The sequence below is a fragment of the Nocardia sp. CS682 genome, from assembly GCF_004634405.1.
GTDB classification, from domain to species: Bacteria; Actinomycetota; Actinomycetes; order Mycobacteriales; family Mycobacteriaceae; genus Nocardia; species Nocardia ninae.
In genome coordinates this window covers 3826813-3841589 of sequence record NZ_CP029710.1, presented here as the reverse complement: position 1 = coordinate 3841589, position 14777 = coordinate 3826813, and the positions used below count along the sequence as shown (strand labels likewise).

Annotated in this window: 14 protein-coding genes; 13 read left to right on the top strand and 1 reads right to left on the bottom strand. The window is 66.4% G+C overall.

Translation table 11 applies throughout. The annotated features are described in order from the left end of the window. Nucleotides 1–15 precede the first annotated feature (15 nt). Nucleotides 16–1638 (bottom strand): MFS transporter, encoded by a 1623-nt coding sequence (locus tag DMB37_RS17170; RefSeq protein ID WP_135233584.1) that lies wholly within the window; start codon nucleotides 1636–1638, stop codon nucleotides 16–18. Between the two features lie 412 nt (nucleotides 1639–2050). On the opposite strand from DMB37_RS17170, the gene rplJ reads away from it, so the two are divergent. The 13 genes from rplJ (at nucleotide 2051) to DMB37_RS17105 (ending at nucleotide 14672) form a co-directional block, all read left to right on the top strand. Further along, entirely contained in the window at nucleotides 2051–2599 is a 549-nt protein-coding gene (gene rplJ, locus DMB37_RS17165) for a 50S ribosomal protein L10 (protein WP_107659496.1), read from the top strand. Between the two features lie 65 nt (nucleotides 2600–2664). Continuing rightward, a complete protein-coding gene (rplL, locus tag DMB37_RS17160; RefSeq protein ID WP_107659495.1) occupies nucleotides 2665–3045 on the top strand; it encodes a 50S ribosomal protein L7/L12 in 381 nt (126 codons plus the stop codon). Nucleotides 3046–3288: 243 nt separating this feature from the next. Further along, nucleotides 3289–4365, top strand: coding sequence for an ABC transporter ATP-binding protein (locus DMB37_RS17155; protein ID WP_135233583.1), 1077 nt, complete (start codon nucleotides 3289–3291; stop codon nucleotides 4363–4365). Between the two features lie 11 nt (nucleotides 4366–4376). Then, the gene (locus DMB37_RS17150) at nucleotides 4377–5171 is read left to right on the top strand and encodes an ABC transporter permease (RefSeq protein WP_107659493.1); all 795 of its coding nucleotides are present in this window, start codon (nucleotides 4377–4379) and stop codon (nucleotides 5169–5171) included. A 105-nt stretch (nucleotides 5172–5276) separates the two neighbouring features. Then, nucleotides 5277–6041, top strand: a complete 765-nt coding sequence (locus DMB37_RS17145; RefSeq protein ID WP_226887528.1) for an ABC transporter permease — start codon at nucleotides 5277–5279, stop codon at nucleotides 6039–6041. Continuing rightward, nucleotides 6038–7393: an MCE family protein gene (locus DMB37_RS17140; protein WP_107660975.1), complete on the top strand. Its 1356-nt coding sequence runs from the start codon at nucleotides 6038–6040 to the stop codon at nucleotides 7391–7393. The genes DMB37_RS17145 and DMB37_RS17140 overlap by 4 nt, the downstream gene beginning before the upstream one ends. Continuing rightward, on the top strand, nucleotides 7390–8466 hold the full coding sequence (locus DMB37_RS17135; RefSeq protein WP_135233582.1) for an MCE family protein: 1077 nt from the start codon (nucleotides 7390–7392) through the stop codon (nucleotides 8464–8466). Before DMB37_RS17140 ends, DMB37_RS17135 begins: the two co-directional genes overlap by 4 nt. Continuing rightward, nucleotides 8466–9476 carry an MCE family protein gene (locus DMB37_RS17130; RefSeq protein WP_199856890.1) on the top strand — a complete coding sequence of 337 codons (1011 nt, stop codon included), beginning with the start codon at nucleotides 8466–8468 and terminating at the stop codon, nucleotides 9474–9476. Before DMB37_RS17135 ends, DMB37_RS17130 begins: the two co-directional genes overlap by 1 nt. Before the next feature lies 1 nt (nucleotide 9477). After that, the gene (locus DMB37_RS17125) at nucleotides 9478–10731 is read left to right on the top strand and encodes an MCE family protein (RefSeq protein WP_135233581.1); all 1254 of its coding nucleotides are present in this window, start codon (nucleotides 9478–9480) and stop codon (nucleotides 10729–10731) included. A 41-nt stretch (nucleotides 10732–10772) separates the two neighbouring features. Beyond that, entirely contained in the window at nucleotides 10773–11966 is a 1194-nt protein-coding gene (locus tag DMB37_RS17120) for an MCE family protein (RefSeq protein ID WP_135237626.1), read from the top strand. After that, nucleotides 11963–13204: an MCE family protein gene (locus DMB37_RS17115; protein ID WP_135233580.1), complete on the top strand. Its 1242-nt coding sequence runs from the start codon at nucleotides 11963–11965 to the stop codon at nucleotides 13202–13204. Before DMB37_RS17120 ends, DMB37_RS17115 begins: the two co-directional genes overlap by 4 nt. A gap of 29 nt (nucleotides 13205–13233) precedes the next feature. Beyond that, nucleotides 13234–13941 (top strand): hypothetical protein, encoded by a 708-nt coding sequence (locus tag DMB37_RS17110; protein WP_206055267.1) that lies wholly within the window; start codon nucleotides 13234–13236, stop codon nucleotides 13939–13941. An 11-nt stretch (nucleotides 13942–13952) separates the two neighbouring features. Further along, nucleotides 13953–14672, top strand: a complete 720-nt coding sequence (locus DMB37_RS17105; protein ID WP_135233579.1) for a hypothetical protein — start codon at nucleotides 13953–13955, stop codon at nucleotides 14670–14672. Nucleotides 14673–14777: the final 105 nt, after the last annotated feature.

Sequence of the window (14777 nt, the reverse complement as noted above, 5' to 3'; positions counted from 1 at the left end):
ATCGTCCGCGTGCGGTCAGTCGACCGAATCCTCTTGGGGCTCGGCTTCTTTCCGCCACGCGAGCAGGACCGACTCGCCCTCCGGCGCGCCCCACGGCAGGAATATGGCCACGATCACCGCGCACGCCACCACCGCACCCGCCGCGACGAGCGAGGCGGTATGGGAGCCTTCGAGCGCCGCCGTTTTCATTGCCACGATGAGGTTTTCGCGCTGGCTCTCGAAGAACGGGGGGAGCGGCCGCTTGCGGATCTCCAACACGCTGAGCGGACTGGATTTGACCAGACCCCGCTCGTTCTCGCTCATCAACGTGGCCGGTAGCGCGTCGATCCGCGGGGCGATCCTGGTCGTGTAATACGACGCCACGATGGAACCGAGCACCGCGACACCGAGGGTGCCGCCGATCTCCCGGGTGGTGTCGTTGACCGCGGACCCCGCACCCGCCTCGTTGAGCGGCAGCGATCCCATGATCGACTCGGTGGCCGGCCCCTGAACGATGCCGACGCCGAGCGCCATGAACACCATCGAGGGCAGCACGTCGGTGACGTAGGGACTGTCCACCGTCACCTGACCGCCCAGATACAACCCGAGCCCGGTGCTCAGCAGCCCGATCACGATGACCGGCGTCGGCCCGAACCGCTGGGCGAGCAGGGTGGCAATGGGCGCGCCGATCGCCACCGAGAAGGCGAAAGGCAATGAGGCGATACCGAATTCGAGCGGCGTGTATTCCCGCACCCCTTGGAAATACTGGGTGATGAGGAATAGGAAGCCGAACATCGAGAAGTAGCAGATCGCAATCGCCAAGGCGGGCATGGAGAATCGTCGATTGCGGAACAGGTTCATATCGAGAATCGGTGCGGGAGTGCGTAATTCCCAGATGATGAACGCGGCCAGCATGGCGAGGCCGAGTGCGCCGGTACTCAGTGTCGTGGTGGAGACCCAGCCGAAGCGTGGCGCCTCGATGATGGACCACACCACCAGCGTGATGCCGGCGATGGACAGCCCGATGCCCGGCAGATCGAGCTTGCCGACCTGGGTGGCCCGGGATTCGGGCACCCAGATCAGCGTGGCGCCGAGCGCGATGAGCGCCAGCGGCACATTGATCCAGAAAACCGAGTGCCAGGTGAAGTGGGCCAGCAGCCAGCCGCCCGAGATCGGCCCGATGGCGATGGCGAACCCGGCCATGGCCGTCCACGCCGCGATGGCGAGGGCCCGCTCGCGTTTGTCGCGGAAGATGTTGATGATCAGCGCCAGCGTCGCCGGGAAGACGGCCGCGGCGAACACGCCCATGGCCGCGCGCGCGGCGATCACGCCACCCATCGAGCCGGACAGTGCGCCCGCGATCGACATGGCGCCGACGCCGACCAGGCCGACCATCATGATCCGGCGGCGGCCGAGCCGGTCGCCGAGGTTGCCGAAGGCGAGCAACAGGCCCGCGAAGGTGAGGGTGTACGCGTCGACGACCCATTGCAGGCCGCTGACGCCGGTTTGCAGCTGCACCCCGATGGAGGGGAGCGCCACGTTCACGATGGTGTTGTCCAGGACGACGAGCAGCTCGGCGAGGCAGATCACGGCCAAGGCGAGAAAGCGCTGGTTACGTCGTTCCAGCAGCACCGGTGGATCGACTATGGAGGTTGCCATAGTCAAGCAGTCAAACAGTAACTGTCACCTTAGGTAACGGCTAAGCGGGGCGATCTCAACCACATCCTTATAGTGAATGTGATACGAGACACAACAGGTCGGGTACTGAATGGTCCCGATTCGTCGTGGGAGCACCCCGTTTTGGCAGATGGGGGTGGGTCCAGGTACATTGGACAACAGTTATCGACTAGTTCGATTCCTACCCAAATCCGTTCTACCGAAGACCGTTGGTCGTCGAGCCCGCATGGGTTCGGTCGAAGGTCCGGCGACATTGCCGGCGGCCCACGCAGGGAGAACCGAGGCCGTGTGATTGTTGTGCGCCCCGGAACGCCTTGCGTCCGGGGCGTTTGTTTTGTCGCCGTCCCCTGATCGGTAGTTCGTTTCGAACCGACCATCAGAGAGGAGGCGAAGTATGGCAAAACCCGAGAAGGTCACTGCGGTCGAGGAGATCGCGGAGCAGTTCAAGAGCTCGACCGCCACCGTGGTCACGGAATACCGTGGCCTGTCGGTCGGCAAGCTCACCGAGCTGCGTCGTGCGCTCGGCGCCGAAGCCACGTACTCCGTCGCCAAGAACACCCTGGTCAAGCGCGCTGCCGCCGAGGCGGGCGTGCAGGGCCTGGACGACTTGTTCGTCGGACCGACCGCGATCACCTTCATCAGTGGTGAGCCGGTTACCGCGGCGAAGGCCCTGAAGACCTTCGCCAAGGACAACAAGGCGCTCATCATCAAGGGCGGCTACATGGACGGCGCACCGCTGTCCGTGTCCGAGGTCGAGAAGATCGCCGACCTGGAGTCCCGCGAGGTCCTGCTGGCCAAGCTGGCCGGTGCGATGAAGGGCAACATGGCCAAGGCCGCCGGTCTGTTCAACGCTCCGGCGTCGCAGGTGGCTCGCCTTGCCGCCGCGCTCGTCGAGAAGAAGCAGGCCGAGGCCGGTGGCGACACCGCCGCTGCCGCTGAATAACCCCGTGCGGGTGATTCGCGCGCGGCTCGCCCTCATAGACAACAACTACCGAAAGGAACAACATCATGGCCAACGTTGACGAACTGCTGGAGACCTTCGGCAACATGACCCTGCTCGAGCTGTCGGACTTCGTCAAGAAGTTCGAAGAGAAGTTCGAGGTCACCGCCGCCGCTCCGGTCGCCGTCGCGGGCCCCGCCGGCCCGGGCGCCGTTGCCGAGGCCGTCGAGGAGCAGGACGAGTTCGACGTCATCCTCGAGGGTGCGGGCGACAAGAAGATCCAGGTCATCAAGGTGGTCCGCGAGATCGTCTCCGGCCTGGGCCTGAAGGAAGCCAAGGACCTCGTCGAGGGTGCCCCGAAGGCCATCCTGGAGAAGGTTGCCAAGGATGCCGCCGAGGCTGCCAAGGCGAAGCTGGAAGACGCCGGCGCCAAGGTTTCGGTCAAGTAATTCCGCGACCGAATCGCCCGACAGGCGGTCCCCTTTTCGGGGGCCGCCTGTTTGCTGTTTACGGCGACCTGCGCGAACAATCAGGAAATACCACATGAAACGGGGTTACTCTTCAGTCAGGTTGGGGTGTGCGTCGTCTCGGTCTTGGGATACAGTGGCCCGACCCACTGTGACGTGACACACCGCTCGACCCAGCACGCGGTTCGCCGGTGGGCAGCTCGCTGAGAAATTGTGGAGGTTGGCGTGGGCGTCGAGGTCAGAACCGAAGGTGTTACCAAGTCCTTCGGATCCCAGCGAATTTGGCAGGATGTCTCCCTGACCTTGCCGACCGGTGAGGTCAGCGCATTGCTGGGCCCGTCGGGTACCGGCAAGTCCGTCTTTCTGAAGTCGCTGATCGGCTTGCTGCGCCCGGAGCGCGGCTCGATCTACGTCGGCGACACGGACATCACCACCTGCTCCAACAAGGAGCTCTACGAGATTCGCAAGCTCTTCGGCGTGCTGTTCCAGGACGGTGCGCTGTTCGGCTCGATGAATCTTTTCGACAATGTCGCGTTCCCGCTTCGTGAGCACACGAAGAAGTCCGAATCCGACATTCGCAAGATCGTCATGGAGAAGCTGGAGCTGACCGGTCTGCTCGGCGCCGAGAACAAGCTGCCCGGCGAGATCTCCGGCGGTATGCGCAAGCGTGCGGGCCTGGCCCGCGCCCTGGTGCTGGACCCGCAGATCATCCTCGTCGACGAGCCGGACTCCGGCCTCGATCCGGTGCGTACCGCCTACATCAGCCAGCTGCTGATCGACATCAACGCGCAGATCGACGCGACCATCCTGATCGTCACGCACAACATCAACCTGGCCCGCACCGTGCCGGACAACATCGGCATGATGTTCCGTCGCCAGCTGGTCATGTTCGGCCCGCGCGAGGTGCTGCTGACCTCCGACGAGCCGGTGGTCAAGCAGTTCCTCAACGGCCGAATGCAGGGCCCGATCGGCATGTCCGAGGAGAAGGACGAGGCCCAGATGGCGCGCGAGCAAGCGATGTTCGACGCCGGGCACCACCACGGCGGCGCCGAAGAGGTCGAGGGCATCATTCCGCAGATGCAGGCCACCCCCGGCATGCCGGTTCGGCAGGCCGTGCTGCGCCGCAAGGAGCGGGTCCGCGAGATCATGCATACCCTGCCGCACGCGGCGCAGACCGCGATTCGCGAGTCACTTGATCAGAACGACGAGACCCAGGTCTTGGCGTACAACAACAGCGACCTGGGTGGTTACCCGGGCGGCGCGTACGAGACCACCACTCGACACAACACAACTAACGGGTAACATCTGCGATCGTGAATTCCTCCCTGGCGCGATTGCGGACTCCACTGGAGTCGGGGTTCGGCCAGGCCGGCAACATCTTTGCGCTGTTCGTGGACGTGTTGCGCAAGACGTTCCGCCGGCCGTTCGAGTGGCGGGAGTTCATCCAGCAGTCGTGGTTCATCGCCAGCGTCTCGATCCTGCCCAGCGCACTCGTCGCTATCCCGTTCGGCGCGGTGGTGGCGCTGCAGACCGGTTCGTTGATCAAGCAGCTCGGCGCCGAATCCTTCACCGGCGCAACGAGCGTGCTCGCCACGGTGCAGCAGGCGGCGCCGGTGGTGACGGCGCTGATCATCGCGGGTGCCGCGGGTTCGGCGGTCGCCGCCGACCTCGGCTCGCGCACCATCCGTGAGGAGATCGACGCGCTGGAGGTGCTCGGCGTCGATCCGGTGGCCAAGCTGGTGGTGCCGAGGGTGCTCGGCATGACGCTGGTCGCGCTGCTGCTGAACGGCCTGGTCTCGGTGGTCGGCATCGCGGGCGGCTACTTCTTCAACGTGCTGCTGCAGGGCGGCACGCCGGGTGCCTATCTTGCCTCTTTCTCCGCGCTGGCGCAGCTGCCCGACCTGTGGATCGGTGAGATCAAGGCGCTGGTGTTCGGCCTGATCGCCGGTGTGATCGCCGCGTACAAGGGGCTGCATCCCAAAGGGGGTCCGAAAGGAGTCGGTGAAGCGGTGAACCAATCGGTGGTCATCACCTTCCTGGTGTTGTTCTTCGTGAACCTCATCCTCACCCTGGTGTATCTGCAGGTCGTCCCGGCCAAGGGCGCCTGACCGGTGGCCACCCAGTACCGCAACCCCGTTCTCGCCAAGTCGCTTCGCCGGGCCGGCGACGTCGTGCGCGCACCGCTGAAGGTGATCGACCGGGCCGGCGAGCAGATGTCGTTCTACTCGCGCGCCATCGCCTGGATCCCGCGCACCGCGGTGCATTACCGCAAGGAGGTCATGCGGCTGCTCGCCGAGGTGACCTTCGGCAGCGGCGCGCTCGCGGTGATCGGCGGCACCATCGGCGTCATCGTGTTCATGTCCGGCTCGGTCGGCGTGGTCGTCGGCCTGCAGGGCTTCAAGGCGCTGGACGCGCTCGGCAGCTCCGTGCTCACCGGCTTCCTCACCGCCTACATCAACACCCGCGAAATCGCGCCGCTGGTCGCGGCTTTGGCGCTGTCGGCGACGGTGGGCTGTGGTTTCACCGCGCAGCTCGGCGCGATGCGGATCTCCGAGGAGATCGACGCGCTGGAGGTGATGGCGGTGCCCGGCGTGCCGTTCCTGGTCACCACCCGGGTGATCGCGGGCTTCCTCGCGGTGATCCCGCTCTACATCGTCGGCCTGCTCGGCACGTTCCTGGCCTCGCGGATGATCAGCATCTGGTTCAACGGGCAGTCCAGCGGCTCCTACGACCACTACTTCAGCCTGTTCCTACCACCTGAAGACGTGCTCTATTCGTTCCTCAAGGTGCTGGTCTTCGCGTTCGTGATCATCATGGTGCACTGCTACTACGGCTTCCACGCCACCGGCGGACCGGCCGGTGTCGGCGTCGCGGTCGGTCGCGCGGTGCGAGCCGCCATCGTGCTGGTGAATGTGCTCGACTTCTTCCTCAGTTTGGCGATTTGGGGGACCACGACGACCGTGCGGGTGGCCGGATGAGCGCGCGTGGCGTGCAGGCCTGGCGCTCGACGGAGAAGCTGCGCGTGCGGCTGCTGGGCATCGCGTTCTTCGTGGTCGTCGCGCTGTTCCTGGCCACCACCATCGCGATCTACAACAAGCAGTTCGTGAAGACGGTCGACGTCGACCTGGTCACCGACAGCGTCGGCAACGCGCTGACCAAGAACGCGGACGTGAAGGTGCGCGGCATCAGCGTCGGCGAGGTGCGGTCCAGCTACTCCGAGAACGGCAGGGTGACACTGAATCTCGCCATCCAGCCGGACAAGGCGGACCAGATCCCGGCCAATGCGACCGCGCGGCTGCTGCCGAAGACGCTGTTCGGCGAGCGGTATGTGGATCTGGTGATCCCCGCCGACCGCAGCGCGGCGCACCTGACCAACGGCGTGGTGCTGCAGCAGGACAAGAGCGGCAACGCGATCGAACTGAGCAAGCTGCTCGACGACCTGATGCCGCTGCTGCAGGCGATTCCGCCGCAGGACCTCGCCGCCACCCTCGGCGCGCTCTCCCAGGCGCTGTCCGGTCAGGGTCTCGCGCTCGGCGAGAGCGTGGACAAGCTGGACAACATCTTCCGTCAGGTCAACGGCGTGCTGCCGGACCTGCAAGAAGATCTGCGCAGCTTCGCCGAGGTGGCCGCCACCTATTCCGACGCCGCGCCGCAGCTGGTCAACGCGCTGGACAACCTGCGAACCACGAACGCGACCGTGGTGCAGCGCCGCTGGGACATCGACTCGCTGTACGCGGTGCTGACGCCTGCCTCGTCGAACACCGCCGATTTCCTGGTCGCCAACCGCGACAACATCATCGACCTGTCCGCCGACTCGCGCCCGCTGCTGGAAATGCTGGCCACCTACTCGCCGACCTTTCCGTGCGTGATGGCGAACTTCGCGCAGCTCAAGCCGCGCATCGACGAGATCCTCGGCAAGGGCACCGAGCATCCGGGCACCCGGGTGACCATCGAGTTGACCAACCCGCGCGGCAAGTACCTGCCGAACCAGGACGAGCCGCGGTGGCTGGACGACCGTGGGCCGTGGTGTATTCCGGAGAAGCCGCTCGGTGTCGATCCCGGTCAGTACACCGGCGGCGCCAACAACGACGGTTCCTACGCGGTGCCGAGCCGTGATCCCGGCGACCAGGTGACGGGCAAGCTGTCGCCGCCGCAGTTCGGGGTCTACCCGGCGGGCAATGTCGCGACCATCGCGGGCTCGCCGCTGGAGCAGCAGTCGCTCGGCGCGATCTACGGTGCGGCGCACGGTGTCTCGCCTGATCAGGTGCCCAGCTGGGTGACCAGGGCCGGCGCGCCCGCGTTTCGTGGCAGCGAGGTGAGTGTGCGATGAGGCAGACACTCCGTGGCTTGGGCGGGCCGCTGACCAAGTTGATCATCTTCGTCATCGTGACGCTGTTCGCCACCACGATGCTCGGTCTTTCCATCGCCAACTACAGCGGCGGCGGCACCAAGTTCAAGGCCCGCTTCACCGATGTCACCTCGCTGAACGCGGGGGACGAGGTGCGTATCGCCGGGGTGCGGGTCGGCAAGGTCACCGACGTCTCGATCGTGGACAAGCGCCTCGCCGAGGTGAAATTCGAACTCACCGACCGGGATTGGCTGCCGGCCTCGACCACCGCGAGCATCCGCTACCGCAACCTGGTCGGCCAGCGCTACATCGCGCTCGAACAAGGCACCGGCGAGCAGGGCCGCAAGCTCAACGCGGGCGGCACCATCCCGCTGGAGCGCACCAATCCCGCGCTCAACCTGACCACCCTGTTCAACGGCTTCCGTCCGCTGTTCCGCACGCTGACCGCTGACGACGTGAACAAGCTTTCCTTCGAGATCATCCAGGTGTTCCAGGGCGAGCAGGGCACGATCCACGACCTGGTGGCCACCACCGCAAGTCTGACGAACAAGATCGCGGACAAGGACGCGGTGATCGGAGAACTCGTCCGCAACCTGACCGCCGTGCTCGACACGGTCAATCAGCGCGACGACCAGTTCAACCAGCTCATCGTCAATACCGAGGCGCTGGTCAGCGGGCTGTCCGCGGAACGCGACACGATCGGCCGCTCGGTGACCTCGCTCGGCAACCTGGCCTCGGCCACCGCCGATCTGCTCGTCCCGGTGCGCCCGACGCTGCAGGGTTCGATCGCTGGGCTGAGCCAGCTCACCGGCACCATGAACGAGCGCAGCGACGACGTGAACGCCGTGCTGGCCAACCTGCCGGTCAAGATGGAGAAGCTCGGCCGGGTAGGCAGTTACGGCTCCTGGTTCCAGTTCTATCTGTGCGGTATCGACATCGTCGTCGGCCCCGGCGCGGTGGACGCGCCGCAGCTGAACCTGCCCGCCGGACTGCCCACGATCAACCAGCCGCTCTACACCAACGCCGCGCCGCGCTGCTCCGGGAAGGCCCGCTGATGGACGACCGGATTCTGCTCGGACGCCGCAGCCCCGTCTTCATGGGGGTGCTCGGCCTCGCGATGGTGCTGCTGGTGACGGTGTCGGCGTTCTTCCTGGACCGGCTGCCGATCATCGGGGCAGGCACCAAGTACACCGCCGAATTCTCCGAGGCCGCAGGCCTGAAGAAGGGTAACGAGGTCCGCATCGCGGGTGTGAAGGTCGGTTCGGTGTCCGACGTGCGCCTCGACGGCGCCAAGGTGCTGGTCGACTTCCGCACTCAGGATGCCTGGATCGGCAGCGAGACCACCGCCTCGATCCAGATCAAGACCGTACTCGGCCAGAAGTACCTGGCGCTGGACCCGAAGGGCTCCCGCGCGGCCGACCCGGCGACCCGGATTCCGTTGTCACGCACCGTTTCCCCGTATGACGTGGTGGACGCCTTCTCCGACGCGGCGAAGAACATCGACCAGATCGACACCGCGCAGCTGGCCACCAGCATGCGGGTGCTCTCCGACGCGTTCGCCACCACGCCGCCGGAGCTGCGCGGCTCCATCGACGGTGTCGCGCGCCTGTCGGAGACGCTCGCTAAACGCGACGAGGAACTGAAGAAGCTGTTCGCCGCGACCAGACAGACCACCAAGGTGCTCGCCGACCGCAACGCGGAGTTCGAGCGTTTGCTCGCCAATGGCGGACAGCTGCTGGCCGAGCTCAACATCCGGCAGCAGTCGATCGCGCAGCTGCTCTCCGGCGCCAAGACAGTGTCGGCGGAGCTCACCGCGCTGGTGCACGACAACGAGGAGCAGATCGGTCCCGCGCTGAAGAACCTGCGCGGCTCGATCGATCTGCTGAACGCCAACCAGCAGAACATCTCCAAGACCCTGGAACTCGCGGCGCCGTTCTACGGGCTCTACGCCAATGTGCTCGGCACCGGCCGCTGGTTCGACGCGGTGATCGTCAACCTGATCCCACCCGCGCTGCCGGAGATCCCCGGTGCCCGTCCGCCGATCCGCAACATGGGAGGTAACTGACATGGCGGATCGGCTGCAGGCGCTGCGTGATTCGGGGCGCGGTACCAAGATCACCATCGCGCTCGTCCTGGTGGTGGCGGTGGTCGCCGCCGGCGTGCTGTGGTGGACGTTCGACCGGTTGACCACCACCAAGATCACCGCGTACTTCGATCGTTCGGTCGGCATCTACGAGGGCTCGGACGTGCGGGTGCTCGGCGTGCCGGTCGGCCGGGTGGATTCGGTCGAGCCGCAGGGCGATCAGGTCAAGGTCGTCATGAGCGTCGATCGCTCCTACGACATCCCGGCCGAGGCGCGGGCCGCGCAGATCACGCCTTCCATCGTGTCCGATCGCTACATCCAGCTGACCCCGGTCTATACCAGCGGGCCGAAAATGCCACGCACCGCGACCATTCCGCGCGATCGCACGGTCACCCCGGTCGAGGTGGACCAGCTGTACAAGAGCATCACCGAACTCTCGGATGCGCTGGGCCCCAACGGCGCCAACAAAGAAGGCGCGGTCAACGAGCTGGTGCGCACGGGCGCCGCGAACCTGGACGGCAACGGCGAGGCGCTGGCCAACAGCCTCACCCAGCTGTCCAAGGCCGCCAAGTACCTGTCCGACGCGCGCGGCGACATCTTCGACACCGTCAAGAATCTGCAGAGCTTCGTCGCCATGCTCGCCCAGAACGACGCGCAGGTGCGCCAGTTCAATGTGCAGCTGGCCGACCTGTCCAGCTTCCTGGCGAGCGAACGCGACGATCTCGGCGCCGCACTGAATCTGCTGTCCGTCGCGCTCGGTGACGTCGCCCGGTTCATCGACAACAACCGCGACCTGATCGCCAGCAATGCCGAGGGCCTGGTCACGCTCACCAAGACGCTGTCGGATCAGCGTGACGACCTGGCCGCGGCGCTGCCGGTGCTGCCGCTGGCGCTCAGCAACCTGATCAATATCCACAACGCCGAGTCCGGCACCCTCGACATGCGCGCCAACTTCACCGACCTGCAGGACCCGTTCGGGGTCATGTGCAAGCTGATCGACGTGTCCAAGCTGCGGCCGGGCGATCCGCAGTTCGAGGCCCTCGGCAGGCAGATGCGCCCGATCCTGGACCACTGCAAGGAGATCTCCGACCAGATCACCGCCGGCGTGCAGACGCCGACGCTGATCCTGCCGTTCGGCATCCTCAGCGGCGAGAACCAGCAGCGGGCACCGGTGCCCGGCACCGTGCCCGGCGTCCCGTCGGATCGGCTTCCGCCGTCGCAGGGAGGTGAGCGGTGAGACACCGAATCCGTTCCGTCACAAGAGGTCTCGGCGCCGCCATGGCCCTCGGGCTGGCCGCTGCGCTGGTCACCTCGTGCTCCTCCGACGGCATCTACAGCGTGCCGCTGCCCGGTGGCGCCGACGTCGGCGAGCACCCGATGCGCATCGATATCCAGTTCGACGACGTGCTCGATCTGGTGCCGCAGTCCGCGGTGAAGGTCGAGGGCGTGCCGGTGGGCCGGGTCGAGGACATCAAGATCGGCAAGGATCAGTGGACCGCCACCGTGCGCGCCGTGGTGAACTCCTCGGTCGACCTGCCCGCGAACGCGCGGGCCGAGGTGCGCCAGTCGAATCTGCTCGGCGAGAAGTTCATCGAGCTGTCCAAGCCCGCGGCCGAGCCGGAGGCGAAGAAGCTGACCGATGGTTCGACCATCCTGGTCGCCAACACTCGGCACGCCACCGAGATCGAGCAGGTGCTCGGCGCGATGTCGTTGCTGCTCAACGGTGGTGGCGTCGCACAGCTGCAGCCGATCGTCACCGAGCTGAACAAGACCATCGGCGGCCGCGAGGATCGGGTGCGTTCGCTACTCGAGCAGGCGAACATCCTGATCAAGGGCCTCGATGATCAGGTCAACGACATCACCAGGGCCCTGGACGGTCTCGATGTGCTGAGCAGCCGGGTGAGCAGCCAGACCGAGCAGATCGGCAAGATCCTCGACGAGCTGCCGCAGGGGGTCAAGATCCTGGAGGAGCAGCGCCCGCAGCTGGTCGGGTTGCTCAGCCAGCTGGATCGGGTCGGCGAGGCAGGCTTCGACGTGCTGAACCACTCCAAAGACGACCTCATCCGTGATCTGACCTCGCTGCGCCCCACCCTGCAGGAGCTGGGCAAGGCCGCGCCGGATCTGATCACCGCGTTGCCGCTGATCCCGACCTATCCGTTCCCCGACTCCACGCTGGAGTCCACCTTCGGCGGCTCGGTGAACACCTGGCTGTCGGTGGATCAGCAGATCGGCGTCACGCTGAGCAATCTCGGTGTCGGCAAACCGGATCCGGTGTACACGCCGCCGCTCGGCCCGCCGGTGCCGGTGAACCCGACCAACCCGTACTACAACGGCAACGGCCCGCGGCCGGGGTGGCCGACGGTGTCGATCCTGCCGCTGCCGCCGAACATGGCGCAGCCGCCCGCGCCGGGCGTGCCGCCGAATCCGGTGGGCGCGATTCTGGAGCAGCTGGGAGTGGGTGGTCCGCGATGACGAAGTTGGTCCGCTGGCAGTTGATCGCGTTCGCCGTCGTCGCGGTGGTCGGCGTGGTGTACGTCGGCGCCAAATACATTCGGCTCGACCACATGCTCGGCTTCGGTCAATACGACGTGCGGGTGCAGGCGGCGCAGACCGGCGGCATCTACAAGGGCGCCGAGGTGACCTACCGCGGCGTGCCGGTCGGCCGGGTCGGGCAGCTGGAACTCACCGGTGACGGCGTGCTGATGCACCTCATCATCGACTCGGGCTCGCCGAAGATTCCCGCGACCGCGAAAGCCGTGGTGGCCAACCGTTCCGCGATCGGTGAGCAGTACGTCGATCTGCAGCCCGACACCGACACCGGGCCTTATCTGCACGACAACTCGCTGATCACCTCGGCGACCACGCCGGTGCCGGTGGAGCAGCTGGTCGCCAGCGTGGACTCCTTCACCCGTTCGGTCGATCTGGCGGCGTTGAACACCACCGTGCGCGAGCTCGGCAAGGCGTTCGACGGCAAGGGCGACGACCTGCAGATCTTCGTCGATTCGCTGAACAAGTTCACCAGCACCTTCAACGAGACGCTGCCGCAGACCATCCAGCTGATCCGTGACAGCAGGGTCGTGCTCGGCACCCAGGCCGAGCAGTCCGGCGCCATCCGCGAGTTCAGCGACGGCCTGGACAAGCTCACCGCGCAGCTGCGCTCCAGCGATCCGGACATTCGCCGGTTGATCGGCACCGGCACCGACGCGGGCCAGCAGATCGACGCGCTGCTGCACGAGAGCGGCGGCGCGCTCACCCAGGACCTGGCGAACCTGCGGCTGCTGCTGCAGGCCATCTCGCCCAAGTTCTATGCGATCCGGCCGCTGCTGCAGTTCCTGCCGCAGCTGTCGATCGGCGGCTCGGCCACCGCGCCCGGCGACGGGACCACGCACTTCGGTCTGGTGCTCGAGGCCAACAATCCGCCCGCCTGTACCGTCGGGTACGAGGGAACGCAGCGGATCCTCGAACAGATGAAGGCGCAGAACCCGAACTTCGACGACACGCGCGACGAGTTCCCCTTCAACAAGGACGCCAAGTGCCTTGTGCCGCAAGGTAACCCGACCGCCGTGCGCGGCGGTGAACGGGCCGACCTCGCCGATCCGCGGGTCGAGCAGCCGTGGGATTCGACCCCCAAGACCGATCCGGAACGGCTGAACCTGACTCCGATCGCCGTGCAGCTTGCCACCCTGATGGGAGTCACGCCGAAGCGGTGACCAGCAACGATGACGTTAGGGTGTCTCGCGTGAGCTCAGATCTGAAAAAGCAGCTCGATTCGAACGAGCCGCAGGAATCACCGGACCCCGCCGACGGCGTGGTGGAGTCCGACGTGGTTGCTGAGGCTCCCGCTGAGACGTCCGGCCGCACGGGCATCCTCCGCACCTGTGCGCTGGTCGGCTCCGCCGCTGCGCTGGTCGTCGCCCTCGTCGCCGCCGTCTGGTTCGGCACCGGCTGGGTGCGCGCCGCGATCAGCGACGCTCCACGCGCCGACGCCCGCGACACCGCGCTCGACGCCGCCCGCCAGGCCGCGCTCAACATGACCTCGATGAACCTCGACGACGTCCCCGGCTCGCTGGCACTGGCCCGCTCCTCGATGACCGGCGCGCTGCTCGACTCGGCCGACAAGAACAAGGACCAGGCCGAGACGCTGGCCAAGCAGACCGGCGTCGGCATGACGTCCAAGGTGCTCGGCTCCGCGCTGACCACACTGAACAGCGAGAACGACAAGGCCTCGGCCTTGGTCGTGCTGCAGGTGACCGAGCACGGCAAGGACAAACCGCCCGCCGACTACCGCTACACCTGGAATGTCGACGTGACCAAGACCGGTGGCGTCTGGAAGGCCGAGCAGATCTCCTCGCTCAGCCAGCCGGTGCTGCTGAGCGGTGGCCAGGGCCAGTCCCCGCAGGCGCCGCCCGCCGACCAGCCGCCCGCCGCGCCCAAGCCGGGATCGTAGGAGAACCAGTCATGACCTCTCGCAAACCGATCAACCGGGTCACCTCCAAGCGCCGCCCGGCCGGCGAACAGCAGTCCCGTGCCGCCGCGCCGCGCAGCACGCCGAGCCGCAAGCCGCGGGTGACGGGCACCACCCGTCCCACCCCGGCGCGCCAGGCGCCCGCAGCGCAGCAGCCTGAGCGGGACAAGCGTGCGAGCGTCCGAAAGAAGCTTTCCCGCGGCGCCGACTCCAGGAAGTCGGGGCGCTCGTTCTGGTCCCTCGTCGCCGGCTGCCTGATCGCCGCGGTGTTGCTCGGCGGATTCGCGGCGGTCGCCGCCTCGCGTCCCGGCGTCGACGACTCGAACAAGGCGTTCGTCGACAACAAGGCCACCGAGGAGGTGCGCGCGGCCGCCGAACACGCGCTGAAGACGGTTTACGCCTACGACGTGCAGAACATCGACGGTTACCGCGACACGGCTCGCCAGGTGCTCACCGGCAAGATGCTTGCCGATCTGGACAAGTACGCCGACACCACCATCTCGGCGGTAAAACAGGCCCAGACCAGCGCCGATGCCAAGGCGGAACCGATCGGTGTGACTTTGCTCACCGACGATCGTGCCGAGTTGCTGGTCAACCTGGTCGTCAGCGCCACGAAGAACGGCGCGGCGCAGCAGAGTGTGGCGGGTCCGGTCGTGCTGCACATGCAGAAGGTGGGCGATCGCTGGCTGGCCAGCGACATCGTCGACCAGTGATCGTGTAGCGGCCCAGGCGATCTCACTTCGCCCTGGTCGGCGCTGCCTACTTGACGAGTTTCGCCGGAGCCGTCACGCTATTCACAACAGCGGCAGCTGTCACAG